This window comes from Staphylococcus sp. GDY8P54P (genome assembly GCF_017892645.1).
GTDB lineage: Bacteria > Bacillota > Bacilli > Staphylococcales > Staphylococcaceae > Staphylococcus > Staphylococcus ureilyticus.
Genome location: NZ_JAESLN010000025.1, coordinates 58458 through 77055, shown reverse-complemented (window position 1 = coordinate 77055; position 18598 = coordinate 58458). Strand labels below are relative to the sequence as shown.

Below are 18598 nucleotides of genomic sequence, written 5' to 3'. Positions count from 1 at the left end.
ACCGACAAAGCCTGACCGACCTAATTTGACACCACCGTCAAACTCTCATTATCCCAATACACCAAGTAATGGAAATCATGAGAGTGGTAATGGAGATGCGTATCAACCAACAAAACCAATCAAACCATCATATTCTGCGCGTCCGAACTTAAAAGGGTCAAGTGAAAATGCACAATCAAATAAATATCAAAGTGATTTTAATTATGGAGATTTAGCAGTTAAAGAAGATACAAATCAAGCGTCGACGCATACAAAAAGTGACCGTCAAATTTTAAATAGATTTAACCAAATGTCTACCGGTTCATTTAAATATAATCCTTTTGTTGTAAACCAAGTAAAACAATTAAACAATGGTGAAGAAAAAATTTCTAATAGAGAAATTTTATCCATATTAAGACCACAACGATTTGATGATAATGCTTTTTTAAATGAGTTACAGAAAGGAACGAATTATTTTAAATTTCAGTATTTTAACCCATTAAAATCGCAGGATTATTATAAAAATTTAGATAATCAAGTTTTAGCTTTGATTACAGGTGAAATTGGCTCTATGCCAGATTTGAAAAATCCAAAAACGGAAAGTGCTACAGGTAAATATGAGTATCATTCTAGTGGCGATGAAGAAATGACTGAAACTGCAGATAAAGATTCAAAAAATACTATTGATATAAAATTTGAACGTATATTATTTGCTTTAATAACAGCTATTTTTATTATCTTTGTAGGTGTCGTAGTTGGTTACTTTGTTCATCGTAAAAACAAAAATAATGAATAACTAAAATATAAAAAGGGTTAATCCATTTCATAAGATGGATTAACCCTTTATTTTGAGAATGTAACTATTTTCTTATTTTATAATAAAATGTTAGTTAAACAATAAGATTAAAAATAAATGAAGTAGTTTCTTGTAACTCTTTTATTTTTTCTGGTCCAATTAAAACTTGAATAATTACTACAAAACCATTTTGCATCATATGTACAGCAATAGGAACCCATATGCGCTTAGTAAATGCATATAATCCTGAAAAAATCATTCCCATACCAAAGTAAATGATGAAGAAAGCTGGGTCACCGTGTGCAGCACTAAATATAATAGAACTTACTACCGAAGCTACAATGAATTTTAGGGTCTTATTACCTTTCATAAATTGATATAACTCACCAAAGATAACTTTTCTAAACACATATTCTTCAAGAATTGGGCCTACAATTGAAATTAAAATAATGAAGACAGGTATATCTTGAGCGACTTTCATTAACCTTTCTGTATTTGGACTTGATTGCGGTCCACCTAATACAAACATATTAATTAAATTAGCAATGATTTGATAAACCATAACACTAACATATCCAACGAATGCCCATAGTATTGCGTAGCGTTTCTTCTCTTTTGCTTGTTGTTCTAACTGTGTTGGATTAGCAATGAAATTATTGATTATAATGATAATGATGGATGCAATTATAAATAAAATCACTTGTGTATAAATATTGGTAAACATTAACGATTTACCACTTAAATTGCTGAAAAAACCAGCCATATGTAAAAATAAAACACCATATTGTGCTAGACCATAAATAACTAATGTCAATATGGATACCCACAAACGAGACATAATGAACCTCCAAAAATAGTTTATATCTTATTTTAGCGTAAATTATGTTCATACACAAAATATACAACGATGGTTTTAACTTGAAATATTGACCAACTTTGATTATTATAGAAAATAGATTAGCACTCAAGGTAATAAAGTGCTAAAGATTTCCAATTCTAAGGAGGAACAATCAATGTTAAAACCATTAGGTAACCGAGTAATTATTCAAAAAATAGAACAAGAGCAAACAACAAAAAGTGGTATTGTATTAACAGATAGCGCTAAAGAGAAGTCAAATGAAGGTACGATAATTGCAGTAGGTGCAGGACGTATTTTAAAAGATGGTTCTCGAGTTGCTCCTGAAGTGAATGAAGGCAATAACGTTGTTTTTCAACAATACGCTGGCACAGAAGTTAAACGTGGAGACGAAACATATTTAATTCTAAACGAAGATGATATTTTAGCAATTATTGAATAATAAAAATTATAACTACGATAAAATATACTAACAACATGGAGGTTAAGAAATATGGCTAAAGATTTAAAGTTCTCTGAAGATGCACGTCAATCTATGCTAAGAGGTGTAGATAAATTAGCAAATGCTGTCAAAGTTACAATTGGTCCTAAAGGACGTAATGTTGTATTAGATAAAGAATACACTTCACCATTAATTACTAATGACGGTGTAACAATTGCAAAAGAAATTGAATTAGAAGATCCTTATGAAAATATGGGTGCTAAATTAGTACAAGAAGTAGCGAACAAGACAAATGAAATCGCTGGAGACGGTACAACTACAGCTACTGTATTAGCACAAGCAATGATTCAAGAAGGTTTGAAAAATGTTACAAGCGGTGCTAATCCAGTTGGACTACGTCAAGGTATTGACAAAGCTGTAGAAGTAGCAATTGAAGCTTTACATGAAATTTCACAAAATGTAGATAATAAAAATGAAATAGCACAAGTTGGTTCTATTTCAGCAGCTGATGAAGAAATTGGTAAATATATTTCTGAAGCAATGGAAAAAGTTGGAAATGATGGTGTGATTACAATTGAAGAATCAAGTGGCTTTAATACCGAATTAGAAGTTGTAGAAGGTATGCAATTCGACAGAGGTTATCAATCTCCATATATGGTCACAGATTCAGATAAAATGGTTGCAGAGTTAGAAAGACCATATATTTTAATTACAGATAAAAAGATTTCATCTTTCCAAGATATTTTACCGTTATTGGAACAAGTAGTTCAAGCTAACCGTCCAATTTTAATAGTAGCTGACGATGTTGAAGGCGATGCATTAACAAATATAGTATTAAACCGCATGCGTGGCACGTTTACAGCAGTTGCAGTAAAAGCGCCTGGATTTGGCGATCGTCGCAAAGCAATGTTAGAAGATTTAGCAATTTTAACAGGTGCACAAGTGATTACTGACGATTTAGGCTTAGAACTTAAAGATGCAACAATTGATATGCTTGGTACTGCTAATAAAGCTGAAATTACTAAAGACAATACGACAGTTGTCGATGGTGATGGTGATCAAAACAATATCGATGCAAGAGTAAGTCAAATCAAAGCACAAATTGATGAAACTGACTCTGATTTTGATAGAGAAAAATTACAGGAACGCTTAGCGAAATTAGCAGGCGGTGTTGCAGTAATTAAAGTTGGCGCAGCAAGTGAAACAGAGTTAAAAGAGCGTAAATTACGTATTGAAGATGCTTTAAACTCTACAAGAGCTGCCGTTGAAGAAGGGATTGTAGCAGGCGGTGGTACAGCATTTATGAACATTTTTGATGAAGTATCAAAAATTGAAGCTGAAGGCGACGTAGCTACAGGGGTTAATATCGTCTTAAAAGCTCTAGAAGCACCTGTACGTCAAATAGCAGAAAATGCTGGCTTAGAAGGCTCAATTATAGTTGAAAGACTTAAAAATTCAGAAGTAGGCGTTGGCTTTAATGCTGCTACTAATGAATGGGTGAATATGCTTGAAGCTGGTATTGTAGATCCAACTAAAGTAACACGCTCATCACTTCAACACGCAGCAAGTGTTGCAGCTATGTTCTTAACAACAGAAGCAGTTGTTGCTAATATTCCTGAAGAAAATAACAATGAACCGCAACCAGGTATGGGTGGCATGCCAGGCATGATGTAAAATATTTATCACATCTATGTTTAGTTGGTTGATATGACGAAATAATATAAAAATTAAAAACAAACTTTATAGAAGATACTCATGGACGTTTCTCATTTAAACAAATTTTTTGAGAAACGTCTTTTTTATATATCATAGTATAAGTTAAAGCAAAACAAACGTGTTATTAAACTGGAGATTTACTAGTGATAATACAAAGGTGTCAGTGTATGCTTTTTGATTATAAATTATATCTAAATTTTGAATCAGTGGATTAGATATTAATAATTAAAATATACATTGTTTATAATAATTTTACTTATGTGAATAAGTATTAAATAAAAGGGTAGAGAGTGGATGTACGTTTTTATAGTAACATTATATTTAAGTTGCACGATATTTGAAGAGTGGAGGGGATTAAATTATGACAAAGAAATCAGTATATGATGTTATTGATATGGGTGTTAATTATTTAATTTCAGGTTATGATAATTGGAGTAATGATCAAGTATTGGACGATAAAATTGATTTATTCCCAAATACAATACATTGGCAATATGGTCATGTTTTAACTATATTTGAATCTGCATTATCTTTATATGATAAAAATACAGTAGATGTAGAGAAATACACGCGTTTATTTGGTTATGGATCCTCACCAGAAAATTGGGGAGATGAAACAGTACCAAAAATAGATGAAATCTTGAACGATTTACAAACCTTACCAGAGCGTGCTCAAAAAATTTCAGATGAAGAACTACAAGCAGAATTAACTGAAACCATTGCAGGTTGTAATACGTTAGACGAATTGTTGGTATTAAATGCCATTCATATTCCTTTACATGCTGGTAAAATTGAAGAAATGTCTCGTGTTTTAAAACAAAAGCAATAAATTAAATAGATACTGATATATAAATCCTAGAAAAATAGCACACAGATGATTTAATGATATAATTTAATCCATCTGCGTGCTTCTTTATTCTTCAGTATTTCGTATTGTTGACTCGCTTTCTTAGGGGGGGCAGCTTCATCCTGTGATCTTCAGCTTATCTTGTTCCCCCAAGCGTCTCGCTAGAATACAACTCATTCACATGTAATTCCACATTAAAATACTTTAAAAAACAAGGCTCTATATCAAACCAGGTAGTAGCTCAATGAGCTAACTATAATTAACACAATATTGAAAAGGGCAATTTCTATATGATTTCAATAGAAATTGCCCTTTTTTACTTGTCCAAGAACTTTATGTCCCAGTGACTTTTTTATACATTTTGTAAATCAGAAATGGCTTTAGCTATTGAATCAAAGACATGAGGGATATCATCTTTTTCTACACAACTAAAAGCAATTCTAATGTCAGAATCATTTAATGCAATTACACCAATAGAATAATTTTCGATTAAATGCTTACGTAACTGTTCTGGATTAACATTTTTAACTTTAAGCGCCATAAAGTATCCAGAGTTAAAATCATAGGGTTGCCAATATGTTGAATATTTTTCGTCATAAACAACAGATTTTGTAGTTTGGTATCTTGCATTTAATGTATCTATATTCTTTTGAATCTCTTTGTCAAATTGATCATGGTTTTCAAGTACATATTTAACTGCACTTTGAGAAGGCATTGGTCCACTAGAAATATTACTTCTAATTAACCCTTTTACTTTGGCTTCTAAGACTTGTTTTGTAATAGGATCGTTCACACCAAAACTAATAAATCCAACACGTAACCCCCATGCAAAGAATTCTTTAGTAGCTCCATCTAAGCGGATAGGTAATAAATTAGGCAAATGTAAATTTGTTAATGCAGTAAATAGAGATTGCGTGTAAACATCTTCATAGAATAAACCATAGTAAGCGTCGTCTATTAATGCAATAACATTAGTGCCACGCTCTGCAAGTGATTTGATGGCATCGACAATAACGGCTACTTCATCTTTAGTAGGCGTATAGCCAGTTGGGTTATTAGGATAATTCAGGATTAAAATAACTTTATCTTTGTTATATTGTTCTAAAGTATGAACAAGTTGTTCAGTGGTGAAATGTCCATGCTCATCGAAGATATCATATGTTTCAATTTCAGCACTATGTCTTGTACTATATACTAATTTATAGTTACCCCAATTATGTGATGGTAGTAAAATTGTGTCTCCGCTATCAACAAACATATCTCCCACAATAGATAGACCGTGTGTCAATGCATTTGTAACAATAGGTCTTGTCATGTGATTCGCAGTTAAATCAGGATTGTCTTTCAACATTTTTTGTTGCCATAAATCGCGAAGTGCTTCTAAACCTTGAGGAGGTGCGTACGGAAAGATGTCATTTGGTTCTAAATGATTGAACATATCATTTAACGTTTCAGCATACATTTTACTATCTTTATATGTTGCCATACCAATTGTGGCATTATACTTAGTAGCTTTCGCTTCTGCAGATTGTGATAAAATGCCTTTTGGATAATACATTAATTTGCCTAAATCAGAAAGCATATCTGCGATTTCTGGATTGGATTTAGATAATTGTTCGTTTAAATCTAAAGCTAAAGGATTCATAGTTTGTTAACCTCTCTTTACTTTTTAAATGATATAACTATATTATCTTGAAATCAGTCAAAATTAAAGCGTTCTAAACATTTTATAAGAAAAATATAAATTTATGGTCATTTTATACGAACATGTGTTCTTATTTATGTTAGAATATAGATAGGCCATCAAAATCCTACATGGTACTTTTTTGTGGGGGGTGTAGTATGATTACGTGGTGGCAAGAAATTTTAGTAACTTTAATAACAGGTGGCTTACTTGTTGTATTCCGTGTTTGGTTAGAAGATAAGTGGAAAGACAAATAGGTGGCCTTACACAAAAAACCCCAAGTCTGATAGCGCAGACTTGGGGTTGTGTAGTATAATTCGTGGATACAATTATATTTTAGCACCACCAAGTATAAACTGCAAACAATATATTCTATTGCGTGTAATGGAAATTAATAAAATAATAAATTTAAATAGAAATAATACGAATGAGTTTTAGAAATTGCGAGTAAATTTTGATACAATATAATTATTTGAGGTGAGTATAGTGAAGCATTTAACAAAAATATTTGTGGTTATTGCTATTGTATTGTTTGTCGTTGGTTATTATTTGCAAGCTACTGGTCATGAAAATTCAGGCATAAAATTATTAATTGCAGCAATTATGTTTATGATATGTGCATTTATAAATAGAAGTAATGATAGACGCAAAAGAAATAACCAAAATCATAAAAGGAAATAAATAGTAAGATAGAGACAACAATTTCTTTCTTACTAAGAGTAAGGCTACCCATTTTTTATGTGGGTTAGCCTTTTTTATTTTAAACGATATAGTTATTGGTTTTAATATTTAAAACAAAATTTTCAATCACTGTAAATTTTTATTTAAAATGAAATTTTGACTTTACAAGTGTGTATATATTGTATATATTGTGTATATACAGTTATGAGGGAGGACGTTAATGAAAATACTTTTAAAAAATAGTAGTGAAAGGCCGATTTATGAGCAAATCAAACAACAAGTAAAAGAGAACATTTTAAAAGGATACGTTGCTCCTGGAGAACATTTGCCTTCAATGAGAGAATTAGCACAGGATTTAAGTGTCAGTGTAATCACCACAAAACGTGCCTACGAAGATTTAGAAAAAGATGGTTTTGTTTTTACTATAAGAGGAAAAGGTACATTTGTGAAGGAGCAGGACAGTTCAATTTTAAAAGAAAAACAATTTATAGTTATAGAATCCTTAGCTAAATCAATGAGTAAAGAAGCCAAGACCATTGGGATGACTTTGTCAGAGTTACAAGAAATATTAGCGTTGATTTATGAGGAGGACGACGAATGAATGCAATAGAATTGAAAAACATTAATTATCATTTTAAAGAATTTCAATTAAATGATATTTCATTTAAAGTCCCTCAAGGATTTGTAACTGGTTTTATCGGAGCAAATGGTGTTGGTAAAACGACAATTATCAGGTTAATCATGGATTTAATTGAACCTAATGATGGTGAAATATTCGTTTTTAACCAAAAAATGAAAAATAATGCTGTAGCAATAAAAGATAAAATTGGTTTTATTTATTCTGAGTTATATCTTAATGATAAATGGACAATAAAGAAAACAGAAAGTTATATTGCGCCATTTTATAGTTATTGGAGTCATGATATTTTTAAACATTATGTTGAGTTGTTTGGTTTACCTTTTAATAAAAAGATTAAAACATTTTCAACAGGAATGAAGATGAAGTTATCTATTGCAATCGCATTTAGCCATCAAGCGGAATTATTTATTTTAGATGAACCTACTTCAGGCCTAGATCCTATTGTTAGAAATGAAGTTTTAGATATCATTCAAAAAGAACTTATTGATGAGAAAAAGACTGTTTTTTTATCAACACATATTATTTCTGATTTGGAAAAAATTGCTGATTATTTAGTCTATATTAAAGATGGAGAAGTTGTTTTGAATGATTTTTTAGATAAACTTTTAAATCAGTTTAAAATTGTCAAAGGTGATTCCGATCAAATTGATGAAGAGTTAAGGCAATTAACTCAATACTTTGAAAGTAATAAAACGGGTTATACTGCACTAACAACTCAAGCCAATGTGTTTTATGAAATATTTGGAAACGCCGTTGCAATCACTAGTCCAACAATTGAAGACTTAATGGTTTACCTCGAAAAAGGTACCCAAAAGAATGATTAGGGCCTTTCTAATAATTAACAACGCGGGAGGTATAAGATGAAAAATTTACTTATTCGAAACCTTAAGTTACGTAAATGGACGATTGTTTTATATGCAGTTTTACTTGTTATTTCGCCTTTACAATTAATTTTGAATCATGACACCTTGATGAATAAAGTGATTTATTCTGCACTTGTTATGGTACTGGTAGTTATTTCAGTTTTAGATTCAGGACATGTTTTTCGTTTTAATAAAAAGCTAGGACACAAACAATCCTATGACTTTTTTGCTAGTTTACCGGTTTCTAAATTATCTTTATTAAATGCGAACTATATAACTGTTTTGGTATTTACTTTTATTGGTGCAGGCATTTTATCTTTATATGGTATTTCCAATGATAACTATACAAATAATACAATTAACATTAACTTCACATTGCCATTTTCTTATATTGCCATCAACTTCTTTGCCATACCATTAGGATTTAAGCGTTATACAGAACAAAAGGCAGAATATATTTCATTTATTCCTTACGTGCTAGGGATGTTAATTTTCTTACCGTTTGTCATTGCAATTATCATTATCGGTTGTTCATTACTATTTGATTATGACTTTGAACATTTAAAATATTTTAAAAATTTCTTTAACTATGGCTTTTTGTCACTAAGTGTTATATTTTTAGGAATAAATTATATCATTCAATATAGAAAGCTAAATTAACTTTAAAGGAGGCGCATTATGCAGTTAAAACAAATTACTAAAACATATGGTAGTAATAACGTATTAGACCATATTGATTTTGATTTTGGCCATAGTCAAATTGTTGGTTTAATAGGTAAAAATGGAGTGGGTAAAACCACTTTAATGAAAGTGATGAATGGCAACATTGTAAATTATAAAGGTGAAGTTCAACTAAGTAATAAAGAAAACGTAGGTTATTTAATTGAGCATCCTAAATTATATGATAATAAATCTGGCTTATATAACTTGAAGCTTTTTGCAAATGTGTTAGGAAAAGGATTTGATAAAAAGTATGCTGATCAAATTATCGATGCATTTGGAATGCGCGGTTATATAAAAAAGAAAATTAAAAAATATTCAATGGGTATGAAACAAAAGTTAGCTATTGCAGTGTCTTTAATGAATAAGCCCAAATATTTAATTTTAGATGAACCAACAAATGGAATGGATCCTGACGGTTCAATTGATGTTTTAAAAACGATACAATCACTTGTTCAAGAACTAGATATGAAAATCTTGATTTCAAGTCATAAACTTGAAGACATAGAGTTAATTTGTGATAGAGCAGTCTTTTTAAGAGATGGAACATTTGTACAAGATGTTGATATGAAAGAAGGTGCTCCAACAGATTCTACGGTATTGAATCTTGAAGCAGGTGACTTTGAGGCAGGATTAGCTTATTTAAATGAACATTTTGATGTTATACAGTCTCAAAAAGAAACAGGAGAAGTTATATTAAAGGCTCAAAAAAGCTATAAAGACATATTACGAGGGTTAGCAAGTAAAGAAATTTTTCCTGAATTTATTGAAACACGTAAAAGTTCGTTACGTGATACGTACTTTAATATCAATCAGAAAGGTGGCCAATAATGAACAGTATACAACTCGTAAAATATGACTTGATTAGTATATTTAAAAGTCCTTTAACTTACTTAGCATTATTATTGACGATTTTACCAATGATTGGATTTACAATTTTATTTGTTCAACAATCTGATGAAATGAATGGTAATACATTACTTTCAATTGGTAGTTGGTTCTTTTCTATTATGGGTCTACTTTTTGTAATTAAAACAATTACACGTGATATTTCTCAAGGTACGATTCAATTATATATGAATAAAACATCGAGTCGTGTGGGTTATGTTGTTGCAAAAGTTGTTTCTATTATACTAATTGCTATATTAATAACAGCTATTCTTGTTGCATTTGTTTTAATTGTTCAAGGTATTGTAGATGGTAAAAATATTAAAATGGATAAAATTTTTGAATTACTATGGTTTTTCCTAATGTTCCATTTATTCTTTGGATTACTATTATATTTATTTGCATTAGTAGTGCCTAAAACAGCGCTTATTTTCACATTAGGAATTTTCTTAGTATTGATTGTGCCTTTTGCAGAGCCTTTCTTACCAATGATTCCAAAAATTGGAGATAACATACAAGACTCATTAAAATATATTCCATTTAGTTATTTAACATCGAAAACGACTTCTGGAGATTATACATTCAGTAATTGGCAATGGTTTATTACCTCAGCTTCAATTGTTATTTTATTTATTATTAATCTATTCTATGCATCTAAAAAAGATATTTAATAGTAGAAATTAAACTTCAATAAAAACACGTATGAATTGTAGTAAAGCTCATCCAATTCATACGTGTTTAATTATTTAGTGATTAATTTATCTAAGATTGAATCGTAAACATGTTTCCACATTTGTGAGTCTGTTTTGTAACGATTTGCAATAATTGTGTGTGTTTCTGCTGATTTGTCTTTAAATGTAGGGTCGTCTTTTTCAGGTAATTTTGAGCGCGTGTCATCTACAAAGTTTTGGACTTGTCTAGCACGAGGGCCCCAAACAGTTTGTTGTTCAAAATCATCATTTAGAAAGACAAATATTGGAATAGATCTAGCCGTGCCATTTGTTAAGTATTGATCTATTAAATCAGTATTTTCATCGCGATGGAATACTCTGACTTCCAAGTGTAATGCTTCACTAATATGTTTTAGAATAGGAAGATTCATCATAGCATCTCCGCACCAATCTTCTGTTATTACAAGCACTTTGCTGTAAGGTAAAGATTTGATTTTTTCAAGACGTTCATCATCTTGAGGAAGTGAGAATGATTTATAAATTGTAAGTAAATTTTCTTGGTTTTCAGTCATATCCTCAATGTACTGATCAAGTGGCTGACTGTTTTTGAAATAAGTTTCTAAACTTGTCATTATTTTTCCCCCTTTAATTTATTAGCTATTATTATAGCAACAATTTTTAATGAAAGAAAATTTTTAATACTTAGAAAAGTAATAAGTTTTAATATTTGTTTTAAATGAAAATACTAAATGATTATGCTATATTAATTTAGTATGAATAGTGTAAAACAACATTGGATTACATAACTTTTTGATATTAGTTTTTAACTAATAATATTTAAACATTAAATTTATTATATTTAATCATTGAATCTTTGATATGTTAGATTATGTTTACTTAATAATCTTAACGCAACATTTAGATGATGAATATATTAAAGTGTTTGTTATACATAGAAATGATGAAATTAGAGCGTTGAAATTTGTATTATTAAATTTGGTAATGACATGCCTTATCGGTTTGCCATGTTTTGAATTGAAATAGAAATAGATGAAATCTTACAATTTGAATGGCGGTAGATAACTTGGATAAAATCACATTTTTAAATGCGTTAGAACAAGAATTAGAAAACCTACCTCGAAATGAACGAGATAAAGTGATGTATGAATATGAGCAGTATTTTTTTGAACAAGAAAACAATGGGAAAAATGAATACCAAATCATTGGAGCTTTAGAATCGCCAAAGCAGATTGGTAAACAGATAATGGCAAAAAATGCTATTGTATCTGCCGAATATAGACCAAGTACTAAAAATATTGTCAGAGCAATAATGGCTTCTCTAGGTATGGGGATTTTGTCATTAGTTATTATTTTGATACCTATGGTAATATTAGCTGTATTTATGTGTGGCTTATTACTCGTTGCGTTTTTCTTAACTATTAGCCCTATATTGTTAATTGTTCATGGATTATTGAATCACATGATTAGTCTTGCGATAAGTAATTATTTTTTTGCTTTTTCTTTTACAGGGTTAGGTATTGTTTTATTTGTAATTATAGCTAAACTAGCTCAACTTGTTTATCGTTTAATCTTAAAATACTTAAGATGGAATATCCGAACAATTAAAGGAAGTGTAGATTTATGAAGCGGTTATTTTTAGGTGGATTAACTTTATTTATAACGTGCTTTCTTTTAGGAAGTGTTACATGGTTCGGTTTTGAAAAGCAAAATGAAAAATTAAATAGTGTTAATAAAGTATTAGATTCAAAAGATATTAAAAATTTAGATGTTTTAACTGAAAATTGTAAAGTTTTAATTAAAGCTGGAGATAAAACGTCAGTGAGATATAAAGGTAAAAGAAATCTTGATATTAGCAATCATGATAAAACGTTGAAAGTTAAAGAGACTGAAAAACTAGAAAACCATTATGGTTTAAATTACAATCCTTTTAGAAACTTTGAGGATAACTTAATTATCACTTTACCTGAAGAAAAATTAAATGAACTGCATGTTTCAAGTAAATATAACACTATAACGGTTAAACAATTAAATGTAAATGATGCAGATTTTTCAAAAAAGCATAAAAATGGAGGTAAGGTGTTTGTAAATGAATCTAAGTTTGAAAAGTTAAGGTATAAAGGACTAAATTCAGCTATAACGTTTAAAAATAGTGAAATAAATAATGCTAATATTAAAACTGAAAATGCCAGAATAAATAGTGAAAATACTCTTATCCAAGCGTCTGTGTTATTAGTAAATAATGGAAGCATAAACTTATCTAATACAGAAATCGATTCAAATTTTAAGGCTTCTGCTAAAAAAGGTGATATTAATATTAGTTATAAAGCGGCGCCGAAAAATACGCTTCTAAAGTTATATCCATTTCATGGAGATGAAAAAGTTAACAATAAGCATTTTGTGAATCAAAAAATAGGAAATGGGGATAATATTTTAGAGTTATATACCACTGACGGAGATATAGTGATTGATTAATTACTTTTATAGAATCTGGGACATCATTGACTCGTCCCAGATTTTTTCATATTGTTAGTGAGCCTTATGTATAAGATTCAGCCCAGGTACTCATTTTGTACTTTTTTCGATTTTAATCATCATTGCTAGGAGAGAGACAATAAAATCTTTTTAATAAAATTAGATCTCTGTTTCACTCCTTTTGTATAGTCTAATAAGTTGCAAAGGTTAATTCGGTATCTAATTGACCAAAAAGTGTGTCTGTAGATAAAGCTTGCCCATTAAGCCAGTTTGCAAAGTTTATTTTGGTCGGATGTTTATTTTCACCGATTGCAATATATGCAGTTAAAGTCTGTGGTTCATACATACTCGTATGTATTGTTCCTGACCAACTTCTAAAAAGCTTGCTATAAATGTTATATTGAGGGTTATTAAATAATTTAAAAGCTTCTGCTTTATTTAGGTGTGCTGGTTTATGTTTAATAAGCCGTTCTAAACGCGCCTCTGATTCTGCTGTATAATTTCTATTTTCATGTGTTAATAATTTAAAGTGATTCGTACAAGTTTGGTCATAGCGCACGTTAATTGAACGGGGTGTAACTTCAATAATTGCATGATCTAGATTTTTATCCATAACAATGTAGCTAAATGAACTTCTATGTGGGATTTCCTTTAATAGTTGTATTGCTTCTGGTACAGTTTTACAATACTGTAGAATAATTCTACCTATCATATAACATACAAAACCGTCTCCAGGATGTTTACGGTGCATGAAATTGTAACCCATAGACAGCCCAGCTTCGTTCATTCCATCCATTCTTCCAGTTACACGCGAAGTTGGCCCAACCTGTGCTAAACCACCATCATTTGGTTGAAATAATAAATATCGTCCATCATAAGTGGCAGGATGGTAGTCGTAATTGCGTACCATGTAATCATTTCCTAAAAAGACAGTGCAACCGCTATTTTTTAATGGTGTAAAACGGTAATGTCCGAAGTTTAATATCATTTGTTTGGTAGGGAGATTCAAAACTTCTTGCATACCTTTTATTTCTTCCCAAATTTGTGGGGCATATATTTGGAAAATTTCATATGTTTCTTTAATATTTATATCAAATCTAGGCATGCGTTTTTTCCATTCTTTTTCTCTATTTTTTAGCATTGGTGTTTGCTGCATCCATTTAGCAGTTTTGACGCCTAAATCAAAATGTGATCCTCGGTGCGTTAAAATATCTGATTGTACTTTTTGCATAAAAAAACTCCTATGTTAAGTGTAACCTTACAATAATGTTATCTCATTGTAACGTCATGTTAATTGTATTACTGTTCTGTGGAAGTTATCATAAAATTAACTTTTAAAACTAAATCTTAATTTAGTTGAATGAGGTGATGATTATGTTAAATTACTATGGACAATTAAGAGATGCTCTATCAACTTGGTGGGGTAATTAATATCTAATGATTATTTTATAGTAGTATCATGTTTACTTCAAATGGTTATTAAATTCCAATTCTTTTCAAACTATTTAAGTTATAATGGTTATTTAGTATATTTATAATGTAATTTTATATTATGAATCCTTAGAATAATTTATTTGAAAAAGGGTATATATTTATTGATGTCTTTAAGTATGCTATCATAATTGTTAGACATGTTAATAAATTATTGAGGTGAAACAGAATGTGGAATTTTATTAAAGGTTTATTTAAATTTGTATTCGGTACAATTCTTACTGTATCGTTAGCAGCAGGAATAGGTGCTGTTGTATTCGCTTATATCTTCAAAAAAGACTTTGAAGATATCGAAAATAAAACAAAAGAAATCGTTTCAGACATCGAATCTAATAATTAATTACTGATAGAACACTTTTAAGTGTTCTATTTTTTTAGCCTCCGTTCATCTGCCGAAAGCAGATGCTACGGAGGCTTATGCAGTCGGAAGACTGCGAACCAAAGTAAAAGAACTGCTGAAAGCAGATGCTACGGAGGCTTATGCAGTCGGAAGACTGCGAACCAAAGTAAAGGAACTGCCGAAAGCAGATGCTACGGAGGCTTATGCAGTCGGAAGACTGCGAATGACATGTGTGCAATAACTGACTTTTAGTACGATGTTGGTTGATGCTTTAGGTTTATGTTTGTGATATCAAAAAGTGATAGCTTTATTGTGTTTGAATTGGCAAGTGGATATCCCTCTAAGTACATATGAAGCATATCAATATTTTTAATTTCCAATGTGATATATTCTAGCCAACCATTCTTATAATATTCGATATCCACTGGTATATTTGCATGTAGTGCTTGATGTAGTTGAATATTAAGTTCATTTAATTGATCGTCTGATAAAATAGGACGGTCAATTTTATTTTGATCAATGATATGTTGTTGTACTGCCTCAAATTGTTCGGGTAACGTTGTAAATGGTGCCCACTTAACCATTCCGCGTCCTTGTGGAATATTAGGATTTAATTTTTCCCTAGGTATTTTTCTATAATCAGTTTCTTTATTATTATATTCATTTGAAAGCATCTAATCACCTCAATTCAATAATAGAACATTTGTTCGTATTATTGCAAGTTATTTTTCAATATTTAATAAAATGTTAGCGTAACGTCTGAAAACTGACCTGATTTATAAAAGAAAGCAGATAATAATTAAAGTGAAAGCTAGAAAATGATATGTTTAATTAAGATAAATTAGTTTAATAAAAGTAAAAGTTATTTTTGTCATATAGGTTACAATGAGATGATGTATAATCGCGTATTAGCACTAAAACCATTATATTGTCATTTAGCATTAATATTTATTAAAATGAAAGTATCATTATATGGAGGGGTTTACATGACTACAGTAGGATATATCGGTTCATATACGAAAAAAGAGGGGAAGGGCATTTACCGTTTCGAATTAGATGAACAAACAGGAACGATTGTTGAGGTAGAAACAGGTTATGAATTAGAAGCATCAACATACGTGAATCAGCATGACTCATTTTTATATGCTGTCACACGTGAAGGCGAAGACTGTGGTATCGCAAGTTTTAAAATAGACCAAGATGGCAAAATTAGCTTTATTAATAAATGTTTAGCTTCAACAAAAGGTAGCGGATGTTATGTTTCAGTTTCGCCAAATGGAAAATACATTTTTGAAGCAGTTTATGGTGCAGGACTGGCTCGTATTTATGAAGCGAATCCGACTACTGGTGAAGTTATTCGTTTAATTCAAGAGTTAACACATGATTACCCAACAGGTCCTTTAGAAAGACAAGAACAACCTCATGTCCATTACCTTGGTATAACACCAGATGAAAAATATGTGGTGGCTATGGATTTAGGGACAGATAAGATTGTAACGTATGAATTTGGAGATAATGGATACAGTGAATATGCAGTATATGACTTTGAGCCAGGAGATGGACCACGGCATATTGCTTTCCATGAAAATGGGAAAATCGCTTATGTTGTACACGAATTATCAAATATTGTAAGTGTTATGGAATACGAAAATGGTGAATTCTCAGAAATTGAGCGCCATGCAACAATACCCGAAAATTTTGAAGGTGCAACCAAGTTAGCTGCAGTAAGATTATCTCACGATCAAAAGTTCTTATATATTAGTAATAGAGGACATGATAGTATTGCTATCTTCAAACTTGGAGACAATGGCTCAACAATTTCACTCGTAGATATAGTGGCAAGTGGAGGAGCATTTCCTCGTGATTTTAATATTACTGGATCAGATGACTTCTTAGTTTGCGCCCACCAAGAGGGTGATTATGAAGTTGTTGTATTTAAGAGAGACAAAGTTACTGGAAAATTAGAGAAAGCAGATGACAACAAAAATGCACCAGAAGGTGTTTGTGTTCAGTTTTTAAAATAAAATAAATGATAAAAATCCCGAAAACTTAGCTTAGTTTTCGGGATTTACTATATTAAAATATTATTTGTTGAAGAATGCTTTAATATATTTAAATTTTCCTTTGTAAGGAGGGAACAATAGGCTTGATTCCAACCTTGTAGATTTAAAAATATATGATTTATCATGACTAAAAGTATCAAAAGAATATTTTCCATGGTATTTTCCTATACCGGAAGCACCAACACCACCAAAAGGTAAATTAGGGTTTGCTAAATGCATTAAGGTATCATTGATTGCACCACCACCAAAGGATAATTCATTTAGTATTCTCTCTGAACTGTTTTCATCTTCACTAAATAAATAAAGGCTAAGTGGTTTAGGTTTAGTACGTATTAAATCAATTGCTTCGTCAAAATCATCGTAAGCTATAATAGGTAAAATTGGTCCGAAAATTTCATTTTCCATAATTTTTGAATCGAAAGTAGTACCGTCTAAGATAGTAGGTGCAATAAAATTTTCATCAATATCAGTTTGACCACCAAAAGTAATCTCAGGGTGATGAATATTTAACAATTCATTTAAACGGTGATAATGTTTTTTGTTTACAATACGTCCAAAGTCTGGACTATCTTGAATATTTGTACCATAAAATTCAGTTATTGTCTTTTTTAATGCACTGATGAGCTCATCTTTTACTTTACGATTTACCAGTAAGTAATCCGGTGCAACACAAGTTTGTCCAGCATTTGTAAACTTACCAAAACAAATACGTTCACTTGCAACTTTAATATTTGCACTTTCGTCAATGATTGCAGGTGACTTTCCACCTAATTCTAAAGTTACAGGCGTTAAGTTTTTGCTTGCAGCACTATATACGATGCGTCCAACTTGCTCACTACCTGTGAAGAAAATATAATCAAAAGGTAAATGAAGTAAAGACTGAGTTGTATCAGCATTTCCTTGAATGATATTAATATACTCAGGATCAAAGGCGTCGGAAATGATTTGCTGTATGACATCAGATACATTCGGTGTGAATTCAGAGGGTTTTAGTATTATAGTGTTTCCTGCAGCAATTGCACCAATCAACGGTTCTATTAACAATTGGAATGGATAATTAAAAGGTCCAATAATTAGCACTGTGCCATAAGGTTCTTTCATAATGTAACTTTTGGTAGGAAACATAAATAAGGGTGTATTGACTTGTTTGGTTTTGGCCCAATTTTTTAGTTCTTTACGAGCTGATTTAATATTTTTTAATGTAAAGCCAATCTCAGTTGCGTAGGCTTCTACTTTATTTTTACCTAAATCTTTTTGAAAAGCTTCAAGTAAGTCATTTTCATAATTTTTAATACTCTTACTTAACTGTTTGAGTTGTTTTTTTCTAAATTTAAGTGATTTGGTTTCATGAGTATTAAAATATTGTTTACTATTGTGGAAAGATTGTTCTATTGAATTCAAATATTATTCCTCCTAGTATATTGATGA

General features: G+C 30.6%; 21 protein-coding genes. 15 read left to right on the top strand and 6 right to left on the bottom strand.

The window, feature by feature from the left end; all coding sequences use genetic code 11:
• Positions 1–775: SdrH family protein (locus KA883_RS08620; RefSeq protein ID WP_239465967.1), on the top strand; the 775-nt coding region annotated here is incomplete at its 5' end.
• A 94-nt stretch (positions 776–869) separates the two neighbouring features.
• Here KA883_RS08620 and mroQ read toward each other — a convergent pair.
• The gene (mroQ, locus tag KA883_RS08615; protein ID WP_046207999.1) at positions 870–1613 is read right to left on the bottom strand and encodes an intramembrane glutamic endopeptidase MroQ; all 744 of its coding nucleotides are present in this window, start codon (positions 1611–1613) and stop codon (positions 870–872) included.
• Positions 1614–1788: 175 nt separating this feature from the next.
• Between mroQ and groES the strand changes: the two genes are divergently transcribed.
• From groES to KA883_RS08600, 3 genes are all read left to right on the top strand, one after another.
• Positions 1789–2073, top strand: coding sequence for a co-chaperone GroES (gene groES, locus KA883_RS08610; protein ID WP_210139950.1), 285 nt, complete (start codon positions 1789–1791; stop codon positions 2071–2073).
• 51 nt (positions 2074–2124) lie between these two features.
• Entirely contained in the window at positions 2125–3747 is a 1623-nt protein-coding gene (gene groL / locus KA883_RS08605; protein ID WP_046207998.1) for a chaperonin GroEL, read from the top strand.
• Positions 3748–4150: 403 nt separating this feature from the next.
• Positions 4151–4618 carry a bacillithiol transferase BstA gene (locus KA883_RS08600; RefSeq protein WP_046207997.1) on the top strand — a complete coding sequence of 156 codons (468 nt, stop codon included), beginning with the start codon at positions 4151–4153 and terminating at the stop codon, positions 4616–4618.
• A gap of 370 nt (positions 4619–4988) precedes the next feature.
• On the opposite strand, the gene KA883_RS08595 is transcribed toward KA883_RS08600, so the two are convergent.
• Positions 4989–6281 carry an aminotransferase class I/II-fold pyridoxal phosphate-dependent enzyme gene (locus tag KA883_RS08595; protein WP_046207996.1) on the bottom strand — a complete coding sequence of 431 codons (1293 nt, stop codon included), beginning with the start codon at positions 6279–6281 and terminating at the stop codon, positions 4989–4991.
• A 200-nt stretch (positions 6282–6481) separates the two neighbouring features.
• Here KA883_RS08595 and KA883_RS13615 point away from each other — a divergent pair, with 200 nt between their 5' ends.
• The 7 genes from KA883_RS13615 (at position 6482) to pmtD (ending at position 10783) form a co-directional block, all read left to right on the top strand.
• The gene (locus KA883_RS13615; RefSeq protein ID WP_225309943.1) at positions 6482–6577 is read left to right on the top strand and encodes a Trp-rich small protein; all 96 of its coding nucleotides are present in this window, start codon (positions 6482–6484) and stop codon (positions 6575–6577) included.
• A 229-nt stretch (positions 6578–6806) separates the two neighbouring features.
• Positions 6807–7001, top strand: coding sequence for an SE1626 family protein (locus KA883_RS08590; RefSeq protein WP_046207995.1), 195 nt, complete (start codon positions 6807–6809; stop codon positions 6999–7001).
• Between the two features lie 220 nt (positions 7002–7221).
• On the top strand, positions 7222–7602 hold the full coding sequence (pmtR, locus tag KA883_RS08585; protein ID WP_046207994.1) for a PSM export ABC transporter transcriptional regulator PmtR: 381 nt from the start codon (positions 7222–7224) through the stop codon (positions 7600–7602).
• Positions 7599–8465, top strand: a complete 867-nt coding sequence (pmtA, locus tag KA883_RS08580) for a phenol-soluble modulin export ABC transporter ATP-binding protein PmtA (protein WP_046207993.1) — start codon at positions 7599–7601, stop codon at positions 8463–8465. Before pmtR ends, pmtA begins: the two co-directional genes overlap by 4 nt.
• A 36-nt stretch (positions 8466–8501) precedes the next feature.
• Positions 8502–9164 carry a phenol-soluble modulin export ABC transporter permease subunit PmtB gene (pmtB, locus tag KA883_RS08575; protein WP_046207992.1) on the top strand — a complete coding sequence of 221 codons (663 nt, stop codon included), beginning with the start codon at positions 8502–8504 and terminating at the stop codon, positions 9162–9164.
• Positions 9165–9182: 18 nt separating this feature from the next.
• Positions 9183–10055: a phenol-soluble modulin export ABC transporter ATP-binding protein PmtC gene (gene pmtC / locus KA883_RS08570; RefSeq protein ID WP_046207991.1), complete on the top strand. Its 873-nt coding sequence runs from the start codon at positions 9183–9185 to the stop codon at positions 10053–10055.
• Positions 10055–10783 (top strand): phenol-soluble modulin export ABC transporter permease subunit PmtD, encoded by a 729-nt coding sequence (gene pmtD / locus KA883_RS08565; protein WP_046207990.1) that lies wholly within the window; start codon positions 10055–10057, stop codon positions 10781–10783. The genes pmtC and pmtD overlap by 1 nt, the downstream gene beginning before the upstream one ends.
• A gap of 71 nt (positions 10784–10854) precedes the next feature.
• Here pmtD and KA883_RS08560 read toward each other — a convergent pair whose 3' ends face one another.
• Positions 10855–11415, bottom strand: coding sequence for a thioredoxin family protein (locus tag KA883_RS08560; RefSeq protein WP_064209734.1), 561 nt, complete (start codon positions 11413–11415; stop codon positions 10855–10857).
• 452 nt (positions 11416–11867) lie between these two features.
• Here KA883_RS08560 and KA883_RS08555 point away from each other — a divergent pair, with 452 nt between their 5' ends.
• The gene (locus tag KA883_RS08555) at positions 11868–12428 is read left to right on the top strand and encodes an HAAS signaling domain-containing protein (protein ID WP_046207988.1); all 561 of its coding nucleotides are present in this window, start codon (positions 11868–11870) and stop codon (positions 12426–12428) included.
• Positions 12425–13276 (top strand): DUF4097 family beta strand repeat-containing protein, encoded by an 852-nt coding sequence (locus tag KA883_RS08550; RefSeq protein WP_046207987.1) that lies wholly within the window; start codon positions 12425–12427, stop codon positions 13274–13276. Before KA883_RS08555 ends, KA883_RS08550 begins: the two co-directional genes overlap by 4 nt.
• A gap of 190 nt (positions 13277–13466) precedes the next feature.
• Here KA883_RS08550 and KA883_RS08545 read toward each other — a convergent pair whose 3' ends face one another.
• Entirely contained in the window at positions 13467–14507 is a 1041-nt protein-coding gene (locus KA883_RS08545; RefSeq protein WP_046207986.1) for a C45 family autoproteolytic acyltransferase/hydrolase, read from the bottom strand.
• A 429-nt stretch (positions 14508–14936) separates the two neighbouring features.
• Here KA883_RS08545 and KA883_RS08540 point away from each other — a divergent pair, with 429 nt between their 5' ends.
• Positions 14937–15107 carry a hypothetical protein gene (locus tag KA883_RS08540; RefSeq protein WP_019469577.1) on the top strand — a complete coding sequence of 57 codons (171 nt, stop codon included), beginning with the start codon at positions 14937–14939 and terminating at the stop codon, positions 15105–15107.
• A 248-nt stretch (positions 15108–15355) separates the two neighbouring features.
• Here the strand turns inward: KA883_RS08540 and KA883_RS08535 are convergent, their stop codons facing one another.
• Positions 15356–15781, bottom strand: a complete 426-nt coding sequence (locus tag KA883_RS08535; protein ID WP_073345947.1) for a YolD-like family protein — start codon at positions 15779–15781, stop codon at positions 15356–15358.
• Positions 15782–16093: 312 nt separating this feature from the next.
• Here KA883_RS08535 and pglS point away from each other — a divergent pair, with 312 nt between their 5' ends.
• A complete protein-coding gene (gene pglS, locus KA883_RS08530) occupies positions 16094–17131 on the top strand; it encodes a 6-phosphogluconolactonase (RefSeq protein WP_046207984.1) in 1038 nt (345 codons plus the stop codon).
• A 60-nt stretch (positions 17132–17191) separates the two neighbouring features.
• Here pglS and KA883_RS08525 read toward each other — a convergent pair whose 3' ends face one another.
• Positions 17192–18571 (bottom strand): aldehyde dehydrogenase, encoded by a 1380-nt coding sequence (locus KA883_RS08525; protein ID WP_046207983.1) that lies wholly within the window; start codon positions 18569–18571, stop codon positions 17192–17194.
• Positions 18572–18598: the final 27 nt, after the last annotated feature.

Coding starts and splice junctions, on each gene's coding strand:
- mroQ (WP_046207999.1), bottom strand. CDS start 1,613: ATGTCTCGTTTGTGGGTATCCATATTGACATTAGTTATTTATGGTCTA.
- groES (WP_210139950.1), top strand. CDS start 1,789: ATGTTAAAACCATTAGGTAACCGAGTAATTATTCAAAAAATAGAACAA.
- groL (WP_046207998.1), top strand. CDS start 2,125: ATGGCTAAAGATTTAAAGTTCTCTGAAGATGCACGTCAATCTATGCTA.
- KA883_RS08600 (WP_046207997.1), top strand. CDS start 4,151: ATGACAAAGAAATCAGTATATGATGTTATTGATATGGGTGTTAATTAT.
- KA883_RS08595 (WP_046207996.1), bottom strand. CDS start 6,281: ATGAATCCTTTAGCTTTAGATTTAAACGAACAATTATCTAAATCCAAT.
- pmtR (WP_046207994.1), top strand. CDS start 7,222: ATGAAAATACTTTTAAAAAATAGTAGTGAAAGGCCGATTTATGAGCAA.
- pmtA (WP_046207993.1), top strand. CDS start 7,599: ATGAATGCAATAGAATTGAAAAACATTAATTATCATTTTAAAGAATTT.
- pmtB (WP_046207992.1), top strand. CDS start 8,502: ATGAAAAATTTACTTATTCGAAACCTTAAGTTACGTAAATGGACGATT.
- pmtC (WP_046207991.1), top strand. CDS start 9,183: ATGCAGTTAAAACAAATTACTAAAACATATGGTAGTAATAACGTATTA.
- pmtD (WP_046207990.1), top strand. CDS start 10,055: ATGAACAGTATACAACTCGTAAAATATGACTTGATTAGTATATTTAAA.
- KA883_RS08560 (WP_064209734.1), bottom strand. CDS start 11,415: ATGACAAGTTTAGAAACTTATTTCAAAAACAGTCAGCCACTTGATCAG.
- KA883_RS08550 (WP_046207987.1), top strand. CDS start 12,425: ATGAAGCGGTTATTTTTAGGTGGATTAACTTTATTTATAACGTGCTTT.
- KA883_RS08545 (WP_046207986.1), bottom strand. CDS start 14,507: ATGCAAAAAGTACAATCAGATATTTTAACGCACCGAGGATCACATTTT.
- KA883_RS08540 (WP_019469577.1), top strand. CDS start 14,937: ATGTGGAATTTTATTAAAGGTTTATTTAAATTTGTATTCGGTACAATT.
- KA883_RS08535 (WP_073345947.1), bottom strand. CDS start 15,781: ATGCTTTCAAATGAATATAATAATAAAGAAACTGATTATAGAAAAATA.
- pglS (WP_046207984.1), top strand. CDS start 16,094: ATGACTACAGTAGGATATATCGGTTCATATACGAAAAAAGAGGGGAAG.